This window comes from Clostridium carboxidivorans P7, from assembly GCF_001038625.1.
Taxonomy (GTDB): domain Bacteria; phylum Bacillota; class Clostridia; order Clostridiales; family Clostridiaceae; genus Clostridium_AM; species Clostridium_AM carboxidivorans.
The window spans coordinates 2698034-2717892 of the sequence record NZ_CP011803.1; the positions used below are offsets into that span (position 1 = coordinate 2698034).

At 27.7% G+C, this 19859-nt stretch carries 19 protein-coding genes; 12 read left to right on the forward strand and 7 right to left on the reverse strand.

Annotated elements, in window-relative coordinates; all coding sequences use genetic code 11:
• Positions 1-28: 28 nt before the first annotated feature.
• Positions 29-982, reverse strand: coding sequence for a S8/S53 family peptidase (locus Ccar_RS11810; RefSeq protein ID WP_007060255.1), 954 nt, complete (start codon positions 980-982; stop codon positions 29-31).
• A 293-nt stretch (positions 983-1275) separates the two neighbouring features.
• On the opposite strand from Ccar_RS11810, the gene Ccar_RS11815 reads away from it, so the two are divergent.
• Complete coding sequence (locus Ccar_RS11815) at positions 1276-1533, forward strand: hypothetical protein (RefSeq protein WP_007064995.1); 258 nt, start codon at positions 1276-1278, stop codon at positions 1531-1533.
• A gap of 108 nt (positions 1534-1641) precedes the next feature.
• On the opposite strand, the gene Ccar_RS11820 is transcribed toward Ccar_RS11815, so the two are convergent.
• Positions 1642-2208: a hypothetical protein gene (locus Ccar_RS11820; RefSeq protein WP_007060253.1), complete on the reverse strand. Its 567-nt coding sequence runs from the start codon at positions 2206-2208 to the stop codon at positions 1642-1644.
• Between the two features lie 766 nt (positions 2209-2974).
• Between Ccar_RS11820 and Ccar_RS11825 the strand changes: the two genes are divergently transcribed.
• The 6 genes from Ccar_RS11825 (at position 2975) to Ccar_RS27035 (ending at position 7804) form a co-directional block, all read left to right on the forward strand.
• Positions 2975-3409 carry a hypothetical protein gene (locus Ccar_RS11825; RefSeq protein ID WP_007060252.1) on the forward strand — a complete coding sequence of 145 codons (435 nt, stop codon included), beginning with the start codon at positions 2975-2977 and terminating at the stop codon, positions 3407-3409.
• A gap of 93 nt (positions 3410-3502) precedes the next feature.
• Positions 3503-5095 (forward strand): hypothetical protein, encoded by a 1593-nt coding sequence (locus Ccar_RS11830; protein WP_007064994.1) that lies wholly within the window; start codon positions 3503-3505, stop codon positions 5093-5095.
• 5 nt (positions 5096-5100) lie between these two features.
• Complete coding sequence (locus Ccar_RS11835) at positions 5101-5991, forward strand: ABC transporter ATP-binding protein (protein WP_007064993.1); 891 nt, start codon at positions 5101-5103, stop codon at positions 5989-5991.
• Positions 5984-6700: a hypothetical protein gene (locus tag Ccar_RS11840; protein WP_007060249.1), complete on the forward strand. Its 717-nt coding sequence runs from the start codon at positions 5984-5986 to the stop codon at positions 6698-6700. The genes Ccar_RS11835 and Ccar_RS11840 overlap by 8 nt, the downstream gene beginning before the upstream one ends.
• Positions 6701-7097: 397 nt before the next feature.
• On the forward strand, positions 7098-7670 hold the full coding sequence (locus tag Ccar_RS11845; protein ID WP_007064992.1) for an accessory gene regulator ArgB-like protein: 573 nt from the start codon (positions 7098-7100) through the stop codon (positions 7668-7670).
• Positions 7667-7804 carry a hypothetical protein gene (locus Ccar_RS27035; protein ID WP_007064260.1) on the forward strand — a complete coding sequence of 46 codons (138 nt, stop codon included), beginning with the start codon at positions 7667-7669 and terminating at the stop codon, positions 7802-7804. The genes Ccar_RS11845 and Ccar_RS27035 overlap by 4 nt, the downstream gene beginning before the upstream one ends.
• Here the strand turns inward: Ccar_RS27035 and Ccar_RS11850 are convergent.
• From Ccar_RS11850 to Ccar_RS26085, 4 genes are all read right to left on the reverse strand, one after another.
• A complete protein-coding gene (locus Ccar_RS11850; RefSeq protein ID WP_007064259.1) occupies positions 7796-9070 on the reverse strand; it encodes a sensor histidine kinase in 1275 nt (424 codons plus the stop codon). The two genes, Ccar_RS27035 and Ccar_RS11850, sit on opposite strands and share 9 nt — an antisense overlap.
• A gap of 9 nt (positions 9071-9079) precedes the next feature.
• Positions 9080-9814, reverse strand: a complete 735-nt coding sequence (locus Ccar_RS11855; protein WP_007064258.1) for a LytR/AlgR family response regulator transcription factor — start codon at positions 9812-9814, stop codon at positions 9080-9082.
• Positions 9815-10068: 254 nt separating this feature from the next.
• A complete protein-coding gene (locus Ccar_RS11860) occupies positions 10069-11448 on the reverse strand; it encodes an MATE family efflux transporter (protein WP_007064991.1) in 1380 nt (459 codons plus the stop codon).
• Positions 11449-11634: 186 nt separating this feature from the next.
• Positions 11635-12234, reverse strand: coding sequence for a TetR/AcrR family transcriptional regulator (locus Ccar_RS26085; protein ID WP_007063732.1), 600 nt, complete (start codon positions 12232-12234; stop codon positions 11635-11637).
• Between the two features lie 238 nt (positions 12235-12472).
• Here Ccar_RS26085 and Ccar_RS11870 point away from each other — a divergent pair, with 238 nt between their 5' ends.
• Genes Ccar_RS11870 through Ccar_RS11885 form a run of 4 tightly spaced genes read left to right on the forward strand, consistent with a single transcriptional unit; the run spans position 12473 to position 17951 of the window.
• Positions 12473-13195, forward strand: coding sequence for a putative ABC transporter permease (locus tag Ccar_RS11870; RefSeq protein ID WP_007063731.1), 723 nt, complete (start codon positions 12473-12475; stop codon positions 13193-13195).
• Positions 13146-13631 (forward strand): HDIG domain-containing metalloprotein, encoded by a 486-nt coding sequence (locus Ccar_RS11875; protein ID WP_007063730.1) that lies wholly within the window; start codon positions 13146-13148, stop codon positions 13629-13631. The genes Ccar_RS11870 and Ccar_RS11875 overlap by 50 nt, the downstream gene beginning before the upstream one ends.
• A 31-nt stretch (positions 13632-13662) precedes the next feature.
• Positions 13663-14892, forward strand: coding sequence for an efflux RND transporter periplasmic adaptor subunit (locus tag Ccar_RS11880; RefSeq protein WP_007063729.1), 1230 nt, complete (start codon positions 13663-13665; stop codon positions 14890-14892).
• Positions 14889-17951: an efflux RND transporter permease subunit gene (locus Ccar_RS11885; protein WP_007063728.1), complete on the forward strand. Its 3063-nt coding sequence runs from the start codon at positions 14889-14891 to the stop codon at positions 17949-17951. The genes Ccar_RS11880 and Ccar_RS11885 overlap by 4 nt, the downstream gene beginning before the upstream one ends.
• Positions 17952-18076: 125 nt before the next feature.
• On the opposite strand, the gene Ccar_RS11890 is transcribed toward Ccar_RS11885, so the two are convergent.
• A complete protein-coding gene (locus tag Ccar_RS11890) occupies positions 18077-18913 on the reverse strand; it encodes a MerR family transcriptional regulator (protein WP_007063727.1) in 837 nt (278 codons plus the stop codon).
• Between the two features lie 245 nt (positions 18914-19158).
• Between Ccar_RS11890 and Ccar_RS11895 the strand changes: the two genes are divergently transcribed.
• Positions 19159-19785, forward strand: a complete 627-nt coding sequence (locus tag Ccar_RS11895) for a HutD family protein (RefSeq protein ID WP_007063725.1) — start codon at positions 19159-19161, stop codon at positions 19783-19785.
• The last annotated feature ends 74 nt before the right edge of the window (positions 19786-19859 follow it).

The window sequence follows — 19859 nt, forward strand, 5'->3', positions numbered from 1 at the left end:
ATATGTTATTAAAACATAGTCTAAAGTTTTAATAATTTTCCTTAATATACGCAGCAGCTTTTCCTATATCTACAACATTTGAACATTCCGCTTTTTTTAATGTAAATGGGTCTGTAAAGGTAGTTTTATAGACTGTCTTTTTCAAAATTTGTCTATATTCATCTGGTGTAAGTTTATTGTTTATACTTTTTAATATAGCTATAAAGCCTGCTGTAACCGGTGAAGTAGAGGAAACTAAGTAATATGGAATATCATCACCGTTAGAAATATTGCTCTTTAATTTTTTGTACTTTTCATATGTTTCTGTTCTCAAAGTATTATAGTCATACTGTAAAATACTAAAATCCGGTTCTCTATTTCCTTTTTCCATATGCTTAAGGTCAACCATTTGCCCAGGCCAGATATTATTAGGATTATCATAATGAATAAAAGTAGTTATAATATTATTTTTTACTGCCTTATTTACAGCCTCATCAAACCTTTTACGATTTTTATCTGATATAGGCCTTTGAGAATAGGTTAAAATGTCAATGTGATTTTTTATTGCCCAATCTATTGCATTTATCATAGCAGTAACTCTTTTATCTTCATCTATGCTAGCTGCAGTATTTAACGCATATACTTCACATTCTGGAGCAATTTCTTTTAAAGTATCAGCCATCCAATAGCCGTGTTCATTGGATTTGTTTAAAGCATCAGGCTTATTTAGGAAATCAACACCACCACTGTACAAATCTTTGTGAGATTCATACCCAAAACAATGATCTAAAATTCCTACCTTAATCCCTTTTCCTTTACTTATACTTTGAGCTTGTTTTACATTGTGTATTGTAAAATAAGTATCCCTTGAATTTGCATTTGCAAAAGCAATATTCCAGGTCTGATTGTTAAATTTTGATATTAAAAGTACATTATATGTTATAGAAACTATCATAACAAATATACTTATAGCTATTAAAACTTTTTTTAATTTACTTTTCATATTTTAAGCCCCCCATTGTAAATAAAACTTTTCTTAACTAACATTTACAATTATGGGCCTAACTTCTTAAAAAAAGCTGATGGAAATCTTAATAATTTCTTATTTTTTTAGCTTTACTTCCTTTGGAGTTGTATTGGTTTTTCTAATATGTGAAAATAGATATTGTAAAGATTAATTAATCTTGAAATTTAAGTAAATTATTAATACAACTAGAAATGCCTGAATAACTTAATTACATAAAATACAAATTAAATAATACTGCTTAAAAAACTATGTAAGAGGAGGATGAAATAATGAAGATTAAATATCCATTAGTAACAATAGCCACATTTATATTTGGAGTAATAACATTCATATTATGTATAGGTATACTATTTGGTTTTATTAATCAAAAAATGCTGCCTTATACAATTGGGTGCTTGGGAATTCACATGTTTTTTAATGGTTTAAGGTTTTATAAAAAAGGTAAAAGAATTGAACCTATATTGTTAGCTTTAGTTAGTATATTTTGCTTATTTGTTATGTTTAGCGCAAAATCATCATTCCACTAAATAAAAAAGTTCAAGATAAGGGTTAATGTTAACTTTTATTTACTGGAGTGACAACAAGAATAGGTACAACCAATTAAAAGAAAAAATCACCAAATCAATCTAATTAATTTATATCACCTCAAACTCTTCAATTGTAGGTAATTGAATTTGAGGTGATATTATAATCATATTTTCATTTTTTAGACACCAACCATTAGAAGGAATATCATAAACCACTTGTAAATAAAATTTATTAGTTTTAAATTTTGAATTCTTTATTTTACTAAGATTAATTAATTTATTGTAATAGTCTTCTACAAGACAATCAGAAAAGAAAGTAGTACACATTCTATACCCAGTTCCCCAATACCAAGATCTAAATGATCTCTTTACACTTTTATATAATTCAACTCCAATAGAAGTATCTTTAAATAATTTATCAAATGAAAATTTGTTATTAGACCAATAATCTATATCATATTCATATAAATTATCAGAATTAAAAATCATTGACCATACTTGCCTTGCTTTAATTTGAAAGTCATTAATATTTAGTAAGCCCTCTTTATTCAATGGCAACCAAGGAAATTTATCAATAGTTTCGTCAGATTTATTATAATTTTCATATAAATTTTGAATGTAAATAACAAAATTTAAATTAATTGAAGCAGCATTGGCTAAATAGAAATCATCCATCAAACAATTCACCTCTTATCACATAATCTTTTTAACATGTCCTTGTCATTTTAACTTTTATTTATAAATAATTTTGTTATCCCCAAAACTTGCTTAATCATAATAAGTAATCATATTATCATACAAAGTTAAAAACGTAAACAATTATGGTGCAAAAAGTAAGAAAAATGTCCTTAAAAGAACATTTATGTGCTAAAATTCTTTTTATACCATTTTTTTACGTTTTCATTCCTTTAAGGTTGTATTTATTTTTTTAGCATGTAAAATAGGCATTGTAAAGATTTCTTAATCTTGAATTCAAGTAAATGATTTTTACAATTATTAATACAGCTGTATTTTTTCTCTGAAATTTACATTTTCAAAACAAATAAAAGACCACATGATGTAATAACAAGAGAGCATAAAAATAAATTTGTAATTTACTCTATAAGAGGTAATGTATAATCTATATTCTAAGTATAAACTTTTTTACACAAGCTATTAATGGTTAAATGTAAGACTTCTTATATCGTAGCTGTCTATTTCAGCCTACATCACTTGTTTTGTAATAAACTTAATCTTTGTTTATCATTGCAAAAAAACAGTCTTAGAAATTCTAAAGCTCTCTTGTCCTGATAATTAATAATTTTCACTATGCTTAGTGGCATCATAAGCAACGATCTCACCATTATCCTTGTGAAGCTTGCAACTTCAATAAAGTAGTACCGTTAACATATTCATTAGGATTATGAATATCAATAAACAAATTATACGAGGAGGAATTATAATGAACAAGAAAAAGAAAGCATTAATTTTATCATTAGCATTAGGTGTATTGACTATAGGTGCAACTGTAAGTGCTACTACACTAGTACGCTCTGAAAACGTAACGATTTATTTCAATTCACCTGATTCCAAATCTTCAGCTGTAGCTGGAACTGCTAAAACAGGTACAATGTCTACACAAAGTGGTACTTATTACGAAAATCATTTTGCAACTGACGCTAGATATCTAGCTGGAACATTTTATGCCCAATTAGTAAGTGTAAAACCTTGGTATAAACCAAATGAAGTTAAAGATACAAGCTACACAGTTGGAACTTTTGCTAACAAAGGATATAATTCAGGATATTTTGATGCAAATGAAACATTAAGAACTGATATGTGTGCATATGGATATAATGGATATACAATGAACGAAGAGTGTCACATAGAAAGATAATAAATTAAAATGGGACTGTTGCATTAAGAATAAATATTATAATATATTATATTTAAATTTCTTAGTGCGACACCCCTTAGATAGGAGAAGTTTATGCGAAAGATTAAGGCAATAATAAAATATGAATTTTTAAATTTATACAAAAATTTTATCATAATTATAATGATGCTATTATTCCTATTTGGTTTGCAGCAACAATTATGGACCGCAAGGATATATGGAGAATTTCGCTTGAATCTTGTTACTTTTTTAAAAACCTTTTGGCTACCAATAAATTTAATATATATACCAATTTTGATAATAAACGAAATAATAGGTAGCCGTAATCAAGATATATTTGAGATTCTTAATATTTCTAAAAAGGAAAGATTTTCAGGAAAATTTTTCACAAGTGTAATTATAAATCTAATTATAATAATTATTAATACTGCAATAGTAGTTGGAGTAGCAATTATATCAAAAGCACCATTTAAATATTCAGTATATCTTATTTCTATGTATTTATTAAATATATGTACTGGGCTTTTTTGTTATAGCTCTGTTGGGCTTTTAATTGGTGAAACAGTATCAAGATTTAAATATAGAATTTTTTCTTATATACTAATGATTTTATTTTTTTTAGCCACAAATAATTTCTACAGTGAGCCTACAATGTTTATACCAATTATGAAAGTAGACCCATTACCAAGCACCTTTGAGTTGTTTTCTTTAGACAAACTAACCTTCTACCACTTTATTTTCTGGAATTTGATAAGTCTATTAATATTGTATTTGTTATATAAAATTAAAGATTTACAATTTCTAAGATTAAAAAACAAAATAATATTATTTTCTTTAGCAGTTGCTATTTTTACATCCTTTTTTTTAGGTTCAAAATATAATCCTGAAAAGTACTGGATTGAGAAAGATAACATTAATGAAAACTATGAGAAACAATCTAAGTTAAATAGTGGATTTACAATTGAAAATTATAATATGAAGTTACAATTAGGAGATATATTTTCTAATGATTGTACTATGAACATTATAATCAATAAAGGAAAACTAAATAAATTAGATTTAAATTTATATCATACTTTGAAAATATCAAGTATAAAAATAAATGAAAAAGACGTTAAATTCTCAGCTAAAGATGATAAGATAACCTTATTATTATCAGACAAATATAAAGAAGGGGAAAAAATAAAGATTTCTATAAAATACTCAGGAATAATTAATACTGTAGATCAGCAAGGGAAAAAAAGATTTTTTGTAAATAACAATTCATTATTTTTAGCAGATTATTTTCCTTGGTATCCAAAATCAGAGTGGATGGGAAATATAAAAAAATACGAAGTTAAAATAGAAAATAATAATAAAGAGATATATTCAAGCCTTAATAAAAAAAATAATAACACTTTTGAAGGAGAAGGAAAAGAGATATTTTTCGTTAAAAGTAACTTACTTTCAAAACATTCCTATAAGGGGATAGAATTTATAGGAAATACTGAACAAATAGAAACGGATAGTCAATGTGAAGAATTAATCAATACAGTTAAATCTATTACTAAGGGTAATGTAAATGATTATAAAAAATTAATTATAACACCTAATAGAGATAGGGAGTACCTTCTTTATAATTTATATAAAAAACAGATTATATTTGGACTAAAAGATTACCAGTCAGTTTTACAGTATAGGAGGTAGAAAAAATGAGTAAAATAATTGTAGAAAATTTATCTTATAAATATAAAAAAACTGAAGCACTAAGAAAAGTTACCTTTGAGGTAACTGATGGATTAATTGGTGTTCTTGGAGCTAATGGTGCTGGTAAAAGCACTCTTATGAAATTAATAGCTACTTTACTAAAAGTTAAGGATGGAGATATCAGCATTGATGGTACAAGCTATAAAAAAGGATTAGATAAAATTAGAGGGCAGTTAGGTTATTTGCCACAGGATTTTGTAGTTTATGAATCATTAACAGGAAGACAATTGTTAGATGTTTTAGCTACTATTAAAACAAATTATAATAAGGCAGAAAAAATTTCACATTTAGAAGAGATAATTAAAAATTTTGATATGCAGGATTATATAGATAGAAAAATAAAAGAGTACTCAGGAGGTATGAAACAAAAGCTAGGTTTTGCTCAGGCAATAATTGGCGATCCAAAGGTTATTATAATGGATGAGCCTACTGTTGGATTAGATCCAGAACAGAGAAATATAATAAGGGATTTGTTTCCAGTTATGTCTAGAGGGAGAATAGTTTTTGTTACTACTCATATTGTAGAAGATATAGAGAATTATTGTAATTATTTATTAGTATTAAATAAGGGCAGCTTAATTTTTAAAGGAAGTAAAGATAACTTTATTAAAGAAGTAAAAGGATATCTATGGGAAGAGTTGCTGAATATAAATGATATTAAAGTACTAAAAAAACAAGTTAAAATAATTAATTCAATACCAAGTGGAGATAAGTTAAGAGTAAGGTACATATCCAAAAAAAAGTTAAGAGATAATGCTACTCTTATAGATATATCATTACAAGATGCTTACATAATTCATTGCGCTATATATGATGAGGAGTTAAAAAATGCTTAATTATTATAAAAAACATATTAACAATATATATAATTTTAACTTTTTTAATGCTTTGTTTATTCTAACAGCTATTCTTAATGGAATATTACTATTGGCAGCCAAAACTAATCATATAAATTTTGGACATAATTCACCAGTGAATAATTTATTCTCAATTTGTGACTTTTATTTATTGATAATATATGTGATTTTGATTATATTTACCATAGGTATGGATTTTAAAAATAGCATGAGTCATATTAGCCTTTCTGCAAGCAAAAGTAAAAGTAATGACTATATAATAAAAAAAATAATAACTATAATAAGTCAGTATAGCATATGTTATGTTATAACATTAATAAATATAATTTATTGTTACAATAAATTTATAAAGGAAGATAATGAAATAAAACACTACTTATTAATGCTAGTAATAAGTTCTGCTATAACAACTATTTTTGTTACTAGTATAACCTTATTTTTCATTGTTTTAATAAAGGATATTCCTAAAACCATTATAGTTGTAACTTCATTGTATTTTGTTGAAGAATATCTATGGAGAGGAAAAATAATGCAAAAATATGGAATATTGGCTCATAGATTTTATTGGAACTTAAAAGAAACAGGATTTAATCTCAAGGTGAAGTTAGTATATTTAGTTATATCTATAGTACTTATTATATTCTCTTACTTTTGGCTAGGAAGAGGATCAAAAAGTAATCATAATTGATTATGATTGAATTTTTCACATAACCTATATCTTTTTTTGCAGTTTGCGAGTCTTCCTTTAAATTAAAGTCTACTTTAAAGGGTTTTCTATACTCAGGATTATTTACTGCATAAATATTGTATATATTTATACCTTTAAATACCTCTTGTGATATATGATTGGATAATTCATCAGAATTTCTATGTAAGTACTTATATTAATTATTACCATACTATATAATTACTATTATACTATATTTTTACATCAAATCAATATTTATGACATTAATATATCATATTTTAGTATAAAAATATGATATATAAAAAAATTACTATTTTTATTCCGTTTTTTGCACTTTTTAGGACAAATATATTTACTTTATATAAACTAAAATTTACAATTTAAATTGGTGGTAAATATGATAATAGAATCAATATCAAATATAATAGGAAATTATATTATTTCAAATTGTTCAATTGATGAATCAAATAAAGAAAATGTTATTTACGCATTAGAAGCTATATTGGGAGAGCTTTTTAAAATAATAGTATTGTTGCTTATATTCTTAATTCTACATAAAAGTAAATTTTTTATTTTTTCACTACTAATATTAATATCTATCAGAATTTTTTCGGGTGGAATTCATCTTAAAACTTTTAATCAATGTCTGCTATTTTCTGCATTTGTATTTATACTAACAGCTTTAATTTCACCATCAATCCCCAAAATGAATAGTGGAATTTACTATGGAATTGCCATTTTTGATATTCTATCAATTTCCATAAAATCACCTTGTCCAAATAAAAAAAGACCTATTAAAAATTTTAATAGGTTTATATACTTAAAAATTTTATCCATATTCTTTACCATTTTATGGATTTGGACTTTGTTTTTTTATATTACTGATGATTCTTTATTTAATTGCGGCTTAGCCACAATTACTGTTCAATCTATTCAACTAGTTTTATCAAAGAAGGAGGTGTTAATATGAAACGTCCATCAAGTAAAAATAAAATTTGCTTATTCTTAGCATTAATGTTAGTCAGTGCTTCTAAACTTATTGCTTTTCATGGTTCTTTTGCTTTATGGGGAGAACCAGAACCACCAAAAGATCTTTTAAAATAGAGCTCTAAATATTATATTTTTATCTTTAAAATATATTTGGAGTTTACCTCCATTGTTTTCTAATAATTTTTTTACATTGTATACCCCATACCCTCGACCTTTACCTTTTGTTGAAAAGCCTTTTTTAACCATTAAAGAAATATCAATTTCACTTGTTGGAACATAATAATTTGATACTTCTATGAAATTTGAATTTTCTTTTATACCAACTTTTACATAGACAAGCGTTTCCTCAACATTATTGAGTTCTACATACTCAAAAGCATTATTAAGCAAATTAGATAATATTTCTACTAATTCATACTCTTTTAATTTTATATTATCTAATTTGCTTTCCACTGAATATGAAAATTTTATTTTTTTAGCCTGAGCTTCACAAACTTTACTATATATAACTGCAGCTACTACCTTATTCTCAATACCAATTAGCCTATCTACAACTATCATTGATGAATTTACTGATTTAACATAATTAGTTATATTATCTTTTATATGTTTTTCATCAATAGTATAGCAAATACCATATATGGCATTTAAATGATTTTTAAATTCATGTTGTTTTCGTCTTATTTCAGAAATCATTTCTTCAACAAAACCAGAATACATAGAACTTAGTTTAACAGATTTTTTCTCCTCTGTTAACTTAATAATTTGATTGGCTAATATAAAATTAGCTATATTGGATGATATAAAAACTAACGTAAAGATTATAATATAATTTAATACTAAATGTTTGTTATATTCCCACAACAATTTAAAACATATAATATATATAATTGAGTTAAATATCAGCATCTTAACTGTATATTGATCAATTATAGATTTATACTTACTGTAGTACTTTTCAATAAATGTTAATTTATAATAAATAAGTAAAGAACTAAGTACCAAAAACAAATCAACAGTTATACCATTTTTAAATGTATATCGTACTTGTATCAATGGTGTTAATTTTAATATTGTAGTAAAAAATAGCTCTAATATTATTATTAAAACCAATGAAATACAAAATTCTAAAGTAATTTCACAAATATTATGTTTATCATCATATATAAAAGCTACAAGAATTATAACAATAATATAATTTACAAAATCACCTGCATTAGTAAAAAAAACATTTGTCAATACAACAGAAATTGATGTAATTGAGATTACAATAAGATTTTTAAAAATTAGTTTTTCTTGTGTTTTATTGAATATAGAAAATATAATCATAAAAGAACTTATTTCAAAAAATGTAACTACAAATAGTTCATAATTATTCATTCAAACCTTCTAAATTACACGCTTAGCTAACGCATTCTTTATAATTTGCTTATACTTCAATCCAATAATTGCACAAGAATCATAATCTTTAAAGTAAACATTCCATGACGTTACTGAATACTTCTCAATCTTAGTTATATAATTAATATTTATAGCAAAAGATCTATGTGATTTTATAATAAAAGGTTCTTCTATCATTTCTAAAGCCTTTTTTAAAGCTAGCCTATTTATTTCAAACTTCCCAATTCTCGTATGAATAATACAATTTTTAATATTAACTTCTAGAAAAATTATATCAGATGTAGCTATAATAATATCTATCCCCTTACTATTAAATGCTACACTCTTTTCTTTATTTAGTTCACATTCTCTATGAATATTTTTTAAAATTGTATTAGTTATCTCAATTATTTTCTCTGGATCATATGGTTTTAATATGTAGTCATAGCAATGAACTTCCTTAAAAGCTTTAATCATATAATTCATATATGTAGTTAAAAATATAATCCATGTAAGTTTATATTTTTCAATATTTCTAAGTTTTAAGGCAAAATCTAATCCAGAAGACTCATTTAAAGCTATATCAACAAAAAATAAATTTATATCAACATCCTCACAAATTTTTAATGAATCAGCTGTATTATCAGACTCAAATATTTTCAAATTCAATCCTGTTTGTAATAATATCTTAACTAAGCTCCTTCGTTGAATTTCACAATCTTCAAGTACCAATATATTAAACATAATCCCCCCCATAATACAATAAACAGTAAAAAATCCCATTTTTTTCATAACAATAACAAAGTTTACCTTATTTCTTCTTTTAATTTCATTTATAGTATTGTTATGTTTATTTTTTACTTTAGTTGCTATTATGTCTTATTTTATTTCCTCATATGGTATATTATAACATAGAAATTAATAACATAGGAAAAAAGCACCCATTTATAATTAGTGCTTTACTTTCTTAAATTTAATTTCTATTCATTTTATACATCTCATACTCCCAACTTTGAATATTTTCTAAGTTCTGAAGTAATAAGAATAATAGTCACTACAACTGATAATATTTCTGCACATGGTCCTGCATACAATACTCCTAAAACTCCCATAAACTTAGGTAAAATTATCATAAGAGGAACTATAAAGAAGGTCTGCTTACATAGCGTAAGCAGCATTGCTTTTCCAGGTTTACCTACAGCCTGAAAGAAAACACAACTTGTAAGTTCAAAACCTATAAACATACAGAGCATCAAAAATATCTTAAAGGATTTTAAGGCAAATTCATTATACAGTGCATTATTTTGACCAAATAGATTTATTATACCCTGTGTAAAAAACTGAAATATGATGAAACCTATTATTGATACAACAGTTGCTATTTTTATAAGCATAACATAAGTATCCTTCACACGTTTGAAATTTTTAGCACCATAATTGTATCCAAGTATTGGCTGACCTCCTATAGCTATACCTATCACCACTCCTAATAAAAGTTCATTCACTTTCATTACAATACCTATTGCTGATATGGGAATATCACTACCATAAATTGATTGTGCTCCATAAGTTTTAAGCATATTATTGCTCACTATTATTATTACTGTTACTGCTACTTGTGTAATTAAACTGGATATTCCTAAAAGCATTACTGACTTACTCACCTTTACATCAAGCTTCAAATATTCTCTTTTAAACTTTATATTTTTAAACTTTTTAAGGTAACTTAGAGAAATTGTGCAGGATAAAATTTGTCCTATTATTGTTGCTATGGCGGAACCTTTAACCCCCATACCAAAATGAAATATGAATATAGGATTCAAAACAATATTTATAACTGCTCCTACTATCATGGCAAACATTGAATATTCTGGGCTGCCATCTGCGCGTATTATTGAATTTAGGCCTGCTGCCAAAATCATGAAAGGAAATCCTATTAAAATTATTCTCATATAATCCAGTGCTATAGAAATGTTAGTACTTGTAGCTCCAAAGCTCCACAGCAACTTTTCCATAAAAACATATCCAACTGCTAAAAATATCAAACCTAAAATCACCATCAAAACAATTGCATTACCTATTGCTTTAGCGCCCTCTTCTTTGTTTTTCTCTCCTAATTTTATACTGTAAAAAGCAGCTGCTCCATCTCCTAAAAGTAATGAAAAACCTAAGGCTAAAACTACAAGTGGAAATGTTATATTTGTAGCTGCATTACCAATATAGCCTACTCCCTGACCAATGAAAATCTGGTCCACAATACTGTAAAGAGCATTCACCACCATTGCAAGCACGCAGGGAATTGAAAACTTCATAATAAGCTTGCCAAGCTTTTCATTTTCAATATAGCTTTCATTAATTTTTATACTCTTTTCGCTCAACTAATATACACCTCTTTCAAATTTCATATAGATATCCACTAAAAAGTTATTGAACTTACAGCTTTCTGGTGTGAATATCTACAATTGAAAGAATACTGCATACAGTAACAGGAGAGTCAACACTTATTTTAATTATTAGCTCTATTAAATAATAATATTGGAATTATACATATGTATTCTATAATATTAAGAATCAGCTTTTTGTTTTGCAAATATAGAATTAATTCCATTAAATGCAATGTTACCGGCTGCTTTTGCTAAGTCTTCTAAGGAGAGTTTTGACTTCGTTCTGAACCATTCAACATACATGGACATAAGTCCAGAGGAAGTGAATTCAGCATATAGATTTAACGTTTCTTTATTAATCTCAATTTTTTCATGAAATTTTTCTATCAGTGTATCTTTTAATATTTTCTTTACTTTAGTAAAAAGACGAATATAAGAATTTGTACAAATTAATTTTTCATAGAAATCATAATCTTCATTAATCACATTATTTAAGCTAGTAAAAAAAGCACATCCATCAAATTGTGCTTGAAAAAAATCATATTTTTCTAAAATGATCAAAAGTTTTTCAATAATTTCATTCTCTATTTTATCAAAGATATCATCTATACTTGAATAATGCATATAAAAAGTCTTACGGTTTATATTTGCTCTTTCTGCTAGCTCTTTTATAGTAATCTCGGAAACATCTTTCTCTGCAAGTAGATTGACTAGAGCATCTCGTATACTTTTTTGAGTTTTGCCAATTCGTCTGTCTTTAGTTTCTGATTTTCTTTCCATAATATCCTCCTAAAGTAACACTTTATCTAAATATGAGTATTAAGCAACATTATTTTGCTTTTTTGACCATTGTTTAATAAATATACTTTAATTATAATACCTATATGAGTAATAATCAACACGTGTTACATTTTGAAAATAAAAAGAAAAATAAGTATGAAAAATGCTATGGATATGAAGAGAAGTGGAAAAACGTTTCACAAAAATTAAGGAATATAAAAGAAAGGAGAGCAAGGATATGGGATACTTTAATGATTTACTACTACTTTTCACAATATACTCATTTTTAGGATGGGCGTTAGAAACTATTTTTGCTAGTATAAATGAAAGAAAAATTATAAATAGGGGATTTTTAAATGGATTTGTATGTCCTATTTATGGCTTTGGAGCTATTTTGGCTATTCAGTCTTCAAAATGGATTTCAAATATTTTTGAAAACCCCTTTGTTGCAATTATCATTAATATACTAACTGCTATGATTTTAGTAACTGTATTGGAATATATCACAGGATTTCTTTTAGAAAAAATTTTTGATTGTAAGTGGTGGGACTATAGCGATAATGCATTTAATCTTAAAGGGTATATTTGTTTTAAATACTCACTTCTTTGGGGAGGATTAACGTTTTTGCTGATTAGGTTTGTGCATCCCGGAATTTTGAAAGTGTTTTTTTTAATACCTACATCTACCAAAGGCTATTTAGTAGCAATCCTGCTTTTATACTTTATAATGGATACAGTTAAATCTGTCAAGGATACCTTAGATTTGAGAAAGGTAATTTTAAATTACTCCAATATTTCGCTCAACAGGTACTATGAAAAAATTATTCAATATAAGAGATTCTTTCTCGCATTTCCAAGGCTGTTAATTTTGAATGCTGGCATTATAAATCGTGATATAAGGAGTGTCCTCAATGATAGAATGGATAAAATTAAAATTGAGCTTAAAAATAGATTTCTTTAGTGACAAAAAATATGAAAAATGTGTCTGTGATGTGATTCATCATGAAATGGTAGTGTCAATGAAAAATTATATACAACATGGCAATACAAATTGTTTGGAACACAGTCTTTATGTGTCATATATCAGTTATATGATATGCAGACGATTGGGTCTTGACTATCGATCAGCAGCAAGAGGAGGATTACTTCATGACTTCTTCTTGTATGATTGGCATATGAGAAGACCACAAAAAGGACTGCATGGGTTTATTCATCCTAATATTGCATTGAAAAATGCAAACAAGTACTTCAATTTGAATGATAATGAAAAGGACATCATACAGAAGCATATGTGGCCTTTAACCATAACATTACCACGATATAAAGAATCTTTTGTGGTGTTGTTTACAGACAAATATTGTGCATTTATGGAAACAGTTGGATTATTTGAAAAATAAAACATTAATGTACTTAAAAGGAGTGATACCAATGCATTATAAAAAGGTATATTCAATTATTTTACTAGTTATTATGGTTACAACGCTAACTGCATGTAGTAAGACCTCAAATACTTCCTCTAATTTAAAAGAAGTAAAAGTACAGATGGTTAAAAAGGAAAGCGGAAACAAACAATCACAACTATCAGGAACCTTACAACCTTTCCAAGAAGCCACCGTTTCCTTCGAGGTTTCAGGTAGAATAAATTCTGTAAATGCACAAGAAGGTGCTAGTGTAAATGTAAATGATATTTTAGCAGCAGTAGATAGTAAGGATTATGAATTACAGTTACAGCAAGCTCAAGCAAATGTAGAAAAGTCCCAGGCAGCACTTAGTCAAACTATTAAAGGAGCTAGATCGCAGGAATTAGCAGAAGCTAATTTAAAGTTACAACAAGCAGAAACAGATTATAGCCAAGCTTTAACTGATTTTAAGAGATATGAATCCTTATATAAATCAGGTGCTATATCTCAAAGTGATTATGAAAAATCTAAAAATAGTTTAAGTGCTGCAAAGACAAACAGAGACGCTACAAATCAAGCATATTCACTTACTGCTGAGGGTGCCACAGAGGAAGAAAAACAGCAGGTAAATTCAACTTACGCACAGGCTATTTATGTGAAGGATCAGGCTCAATTAACCCTTTCTAAAACCTCTCTTAAATCACCACTAAAAGGCGTTGTTATATCAAAATCTGTATCTCAAGGACAATTAGTATCTGCAGGTACTGCAGCATGTAAAATAGGAAATATAGATAAGCTTAAAGTTACTTTACCTGTACCAGATTATGAAATTTCATCCTGGAAAACAGGTGATAAAGTATCTGTAAATTTATATAACGAATCAATAGATGGACAGGTAACAAATATATATTCAGCTACCAATGAAAGTACAGGCAGCATAAATGTAGAGGTTACAATAGATAATGAAAAGCATAACTGGCACCCTGGACAAGTAGTTACTTGTGATCATAAAACTGATAGTGGAACTGCTATTTATGTTCCTAAAGAAGCAGTAATAAGCAGTGGAAGTTCAAACCCTTATGTCTTTCTTTTAAAAAATAATAAAGCAGTAAAAACTAGTGTTAAAATTGGTGAATTAAAAAATAATAAGTTAGAAATTAAATCAGGTATAAATGAAGATGAAAATCTAATTATTGAAGGAGCAGACAGGCTATCTAATGGTGATAAAGTAAAGGCGCTGGGGAGTGATAACAAGTGATTGAATTTGTAGTGAGAAAAAAGAAAATAACTATACTATTTTTTATAATAGCTGTCATTGGTGGAATATATGGCTTTATTAGTTTGCCTAGACAGGAAAATCCTGATACTATTAGTTATACTGCAGTGGTATCAACGATACTACCGGGAGGCACTCCAGAAAAAGTAGAACAAACTGTAACCAAAAAAATAGAGGAAAGAATAAAGGAAATACAGGGTTTAAAATCAATTACCTCAGAGTCTAGGGATAATGTGTCTATTATTACTGTAGAAGTAAATAAAAAACAAAAGCCTAAAGAAAAATGGGATGAGCTTAGAAAGAAAGTACAAGATGCAGAGCCAGATTTACCAGACAATGCAAAAAAACCCCAAGTAAATGATGATCTATCAAAAACTTTTATACAAACTTTAAATATTACAGCAAACTCTTTAGAGGATTTGTACAATATAAGAAAAGATATAAACGACTGGAAGGATCAACTTAGAACAATTCCAGGAGTATCTGGTGTTACAATAGTAGGATTACCTGAAAAACAGGTAAAAGTGGATTTAGATACACAAAAATTATATAACTATGGAGTGAGCTGGAAGCAGGTAACTGCAGCAATTAAGGGAGATAGAGATAAAACCCCCTTAGGCAATTTAGATAACGAAAACCACAGATATCAATTGGTATTAAGCGAATCTTATAACCCTGAAGATTTAAACAATATAATTGTTTCAACCAGCAAAACAGGAACCCCAATTTATTTAAAGGATATAGGAAAAGCTTATATGGACACTGAAAAAGTGGATCATTATATATATCATAATGGTAAGCCCGCTGTAAATATATCTGTTAACGCTGAAGTAGGAACAGATGTACCTTCAGCACAAAAGAAAGTCACTGAGAAAATAGAAACTTTTAAGAAATCACTGCCAAAAGGAATCAAGTTTGAAAATGTATATTCTACTAATGAAAGACTAGATGATATGTTCACAAGCTTGCTTCATGAAACAATTTCAGCTATTGCTTCAGTTTTAATTGTATGCTCTTTAGGATTAAGTTTTAATACCTCACTTATGATTGCACTAGCAATACCTATATCTATGTCCGTAAGCTTAATGTTAGCTCCAATTTTTGGCGTTACCTTTAATCAAATTACTGTATACGCATTAATTGTAGTGCTTGGAATCCTGGTAGATGATGCTGTAGTTGTAAATGATAATATAGATAGGCACATCATTGCTTTAGGAGAATCAGTAGGTGAAGCATCAATAAATGGACCAAAAGAGGTTTTCACCTCTATTTTAACAGCAACATTAGCAACCATTGCTTCATTTTTACCAATAGCTTTTTTACCTGGCAACACAGGTCAATTTGCCCGTCCATTACCTGTTATTGTTTGTATAGCTATGATAGCATCAATGGCTATGGCTCTTACTATTATACCAGTTTTTCGTATATGGCATGGTAAAAGAGCAGGTAATAAAGATGATTTTAGCAAACCAGCAGGCATATTAGGAAAACAAATTAATACAATTACAAATTGGTATGCCAATAGGTTTATGGCTAAAATACTAGATAACCCTTTAAAAGCAGTTGCAGTATCAACCTTGATTACATTGTTTGCTTATATTTTAGTAGCTTTTGTACCAATACAGCTTTTTCCAAAGGCTGATAGAGCAGAAATGCTTATAAATATAAATAATCAGCCTGGAAGCAGTATACAAGATACAAAAACTATTGTAGAAGGTGTATCTAAATGGGTAACCTCTCAACCTAATGTAAAATTGGTATCTGCTTATGCAGGAGGCCCAACACCATCTATGTTTTTGACAAATGAAAATATAAAGGATAGTGAACAATCTGGACAAATTTTTGTAAAAATTGATAAAACGAAAACTAAAACTTCTGACGTAATTAATAAATGGAACAATGAATTAAAAAAACTCTATCCTCAGGCAGAGGTTATACCAAAAGAAGTGCTAATGGGATTTCCAATAGGTAAACCAGTAGTAATAAGGATTTATGGACAAGATATAGATAAGCTTCGTAGTCTATCAGAGCAAGTAAAAGGTAAAATTAAAAACATTGAGGGAACTTCTAATGTAAAAGATAATATTGGCATTGATAATTATAGCTATAAAATAGAAGTAAATAAGGCTTTAATGGATAAAATGCAGGTCAATTATTCAGATATAACAAGTACCATTCGTTTGGTAAATGACGGTATAACCATAGATAAATTTGATGATAAAAGTGATATGTCAGATATAGTATTATATTCAAATAAATCAAAGGAAGATCCAATGGTTAGTTTTGAACGTTTAAGTGTTCCCAATGCTCAGGGTAATCAAATACCTTTAAAGCAACTAGCTAAAATTACGCCTTCTTTCACAATTAATTCTATACCTCGTCGTAACTTGACTAGGTATGTTGAAATATCTGCTGATGTGGATGGCAGAACGGCAGCTGCTGTTATGAAAGATGTTAAAAAAGCAGTTGGAACTATTAACTTTCCTGAAGGTTTCAATTGGGAAACAGGAGGAGAAACTGTTGAATCTGTAGATATCTTCTCAGATTTAATAAAACTTTTAGTAATATCAGCAATATTAATCTTAGTTATTATAATATTACAATTTTACTCCTTTAGCGCTCCTATAATAGTTACTAGCACCTTCTTTTTAGCTTTTGGAGGCAGCATAATTGGACTATTTGTTACAAGAAAACAACTGGGATTTATGGCTATTTTAGGGGCTGTTGCACTAATAGGTATTGTTGCAAGAAATGGAATAGTACTTATAGAATTTATTGAAGATGAAAGGAAAAAAGGTATTGATCTTAAGCAAGCAGTTATTAATGCTGGTGCAGCAAGATTTAGACCTGTTGTTTTAACTGCTATGACAGCAATTGCAGGACTTATACCAATGTCTATAGCTGGAGAAGTACTTTTCAAGCCTATGGGAATAGTTATTATTTTTGGCTTGATGTATTCTACAGTTCTTACTTTAGTTGTAGTTCCATCTTTCTATACTATCGTTGCTGAACTAAAGATGAAATTTAAAAAGTCAAAATAAAGATAGTAAGTGAATGCGAAGAAATAGATCTTCGCATTTTTCTTTAAATATACATATAAGAAATATTTTACAGGCCATCTTAGAAAATATCGTATAATCAACATCATTCTTAAACATTAGGATAATTATCTTATTGGAATTATAAGTTCAGTCACATAATTTTCTTCATCTACTGTGTTCATTATGTCTACAAGATAATTATCTATGGGCTCTCCACAAATTTCGTATCCATTTTCATAAATGTATTTATACAACTTTCTATAACTATCTATCATATTGTCATAACTTCCATAATGAACAGCAGTAACAGCTTTAAAACCTCCAAATTTTCTAACTAAACCATCTATTTCTCTTTCTTCAGATATAACTATGCAAACCTCAATATCATAATCTTCCTTTTCTTTTTCTTCAAAGTCGATACAGTTATCATAATACACTGCCATAGCATTTTTTATAATATGAAAATTATTTCTTTCAACTAATGAGATCAGCTTACAGTATCTAACTGCAAATTCTTCAATAGTGCAGGGTCCTTTGCTTCTAATATAAGCAACATAAGATACAGGTATTTCTTTTATCTCAATTTTAAATTCCTCATGTTCTTTCTTTTGCCTCTTACTTTCTTTTATAAAAAACTGCAATTTTGTTTTTAACATTTTTAAATCATTAATTTTATTATCAATTTCTATACATTTTTCATTAATTTTTCTTGTGTTATATTCTAAGTCTTCTCTTCCCAAAAGCACCTTTATTTCCTTTAATGAAAAACCTGCTTTCTTAAAATGCTTGATCACAAGTACCAAAGCCAATTGGTCATTTGAATAATATCTATAATTACTATCTGGATCAATCTTTCTTGGTATCAGCAGTTTTATTTCATCATAATACCTCAGTGTTTTTATTGGAATATTGCATATTTTAGATACTTCTCCTATTTGATAAAGTTTTTTACTTTTATCCATTATACTAATCAACTCCTCATATAAACGCAATTAACTATATTTTACCACATAGATAATCTTGTACGGTATTCAATTTCAATTCCTGCTCCTTTAAGCAATGTCCCTAAAAGCCAAAGGAGCACTGTCAGCTTTTCTCTAGCCATTAATTCTCCACTCTATTTTGAACTCAAGTAAAATTAGTTGATTATGTATATTTTTTTCAATATAATGAAAAGAAAGATATATAAAAGAAAGGCAATTAATATATGAAATATGATGTAGAATTACTAAGGCAAGAAAATTATAAACCAACCTTTTGGTCTGGAGGCATGGCTACAGAACTTACTACATATCCGTTAAACTCTGATTATGCAAGTAAAAACTTTTTATGGAGATTAGGAGTTGCTAAAATTGATATACTAGAATCTACTTTTAGCAATCTGCCAAAAGTTTCACGTAAATTCATGGTTATAGAAGGACAAATAACCCTTGATCATGAAGATAGGTATAGAAAATTACTTAATCCCTTTGAACAGGACAATTTCATGGGCGATTGGAAAACTAAAACTTATGGTAAAGCTTCTGTTTTTAATTTAATGACACGGGAAAATTATAATGGTGAATTACTTCATCTTAATATTAACCCCAATAAACAGTTTAAGTTCGAATATAGAGCGCCATTAAATAAAGATTTATCAGCAATTTGTTTTTACACTGTAAATGGCAGCTTTAACTGTACTATTAATGATAAAGTTTTTGAAACTAATAAAAATGATTTACTTTTAATTAACTGTATAAATTCAAGATGTACTCATGAATTTATGCTTTCTAATACTACTTCAGAAATTACCAATATAATAGTAAGCATAATATATCGTAATTCTGTATATTAAATAATTAAAATTTCAGCTGCGTTATCCAGCGCTCCAGGTATATTATAGTTGGTGTCCATATGAGCATCTATAAC

Coding starts and splice junctions, on each gene's coding strand:
- Ccar_RS11810 (WP_007060255.1), bottom strand. CDS start 982: ATGAAAAGTAAATTAAAAAAAGTTTTAATAGCTATAAGTATATTTGTT.
- Ccar_RS11815 (WP_007064995.1), top strand. CDS start 1,276: ATGAAGATTAAATATCCATTAGTAACAATAGCCACATTTATATTTGGA.
- Ccar_RS11820 (WP_007060253.1), bottom strand. CDS start 2,208: ATGGATGATTTCTATTTAGCCAATGCTGCTTCAATTAATTTAAATTTT.
- Ccar_RS11825 (WP_007060252.1), top strand. CDS start 2,975: ATGAACAAGAAAAAGAAAGCATTAATTTTATCATTAGCATTAGGTGTA.
- Ccar_RS11830 (WP_007064994.1), top strand. CDS start 3,503: ATGCGAAAGATTAAGGCAATAATAAAATATGAATTTTTAAATTTATAC.
- Ccar_RS11835 (WP_007064993.1), top strand. CDS start 5,101: ATGAGTAAAATAATTGTAGAAAATTTATCTTATAAATATAAAAAAACT.
- Ccar_RS11840 (WP_007060249.1), top strand. CDS start 5,984: ATGCTTAATTATTATAAAAAACATATTAACAATATATATAATTTTAAC.
- Ccar_RS11845 (WP_007064992.1), top strand. CDS start 7,098: ATGATAATAGAATCAATATCAAATATAATAGGAAATTATATTATTTCA.
- Ccar_RS27035 (WP_007064260.1), top strand. CDS start 7,667: ATGAAACGTCCATCAAGTAAAAATAAAATTTGCTTATTCTTAGCATTA.
- Ccar_RS11850 (WP_007064259.1), bottom strand. CDS start 9,070: ATGAATAATTATGAACTATTTGTAGTTACATTTTTTGAAATAAGTTCT.
- Ccar_RS11855 (WP_007064258.1), bottom strand. CDS start 9,814: ATGTTTAATATATTGGTACTTGAAGATTGTGAAATTCAACGAAGGAGC.
- Ccar_RS26085 (WP_007063732.1), bottom strand. CDS start 12,234: ATGGAAAGAAAATCAGAAACTAAAGACAGACGAATTGGCAAAACTCAA.
- Ccar_RS11870 (WP_007063731.1), top strand. CDS start 12,473: ATGGGATACTTTAATGATTTACTACTACTTTTCACAATATACTCATTT.
- Ccar_RS11875 (WP_007063730.1), top strand. CDS start 13,146: ATGATAGAATGGATAAAATTAAAATTGAGCTTAAAAATAGATTTCTTT.
- Ccar_RS11880 (WP_007063729.1), top strand. CDS start 13,663: ATGCATTATAAAAAGGTATATTCAATTATTTTACTAGTTATTATGGTT.
- Ccar_RS11890 (WP_007063727.1), bottom strand. CDS start 18,913: ATGGATAAAAGTAAAAAACTTTATCAAATAGGAGAAGTATCTAAAATA.
- Ccar_RS11895 (WP_007063725.1), top strand. CDS start 19,159: ATGAAATATGATGTAGAATTACTAAGGCAAGAAAATTATAAACCAACC.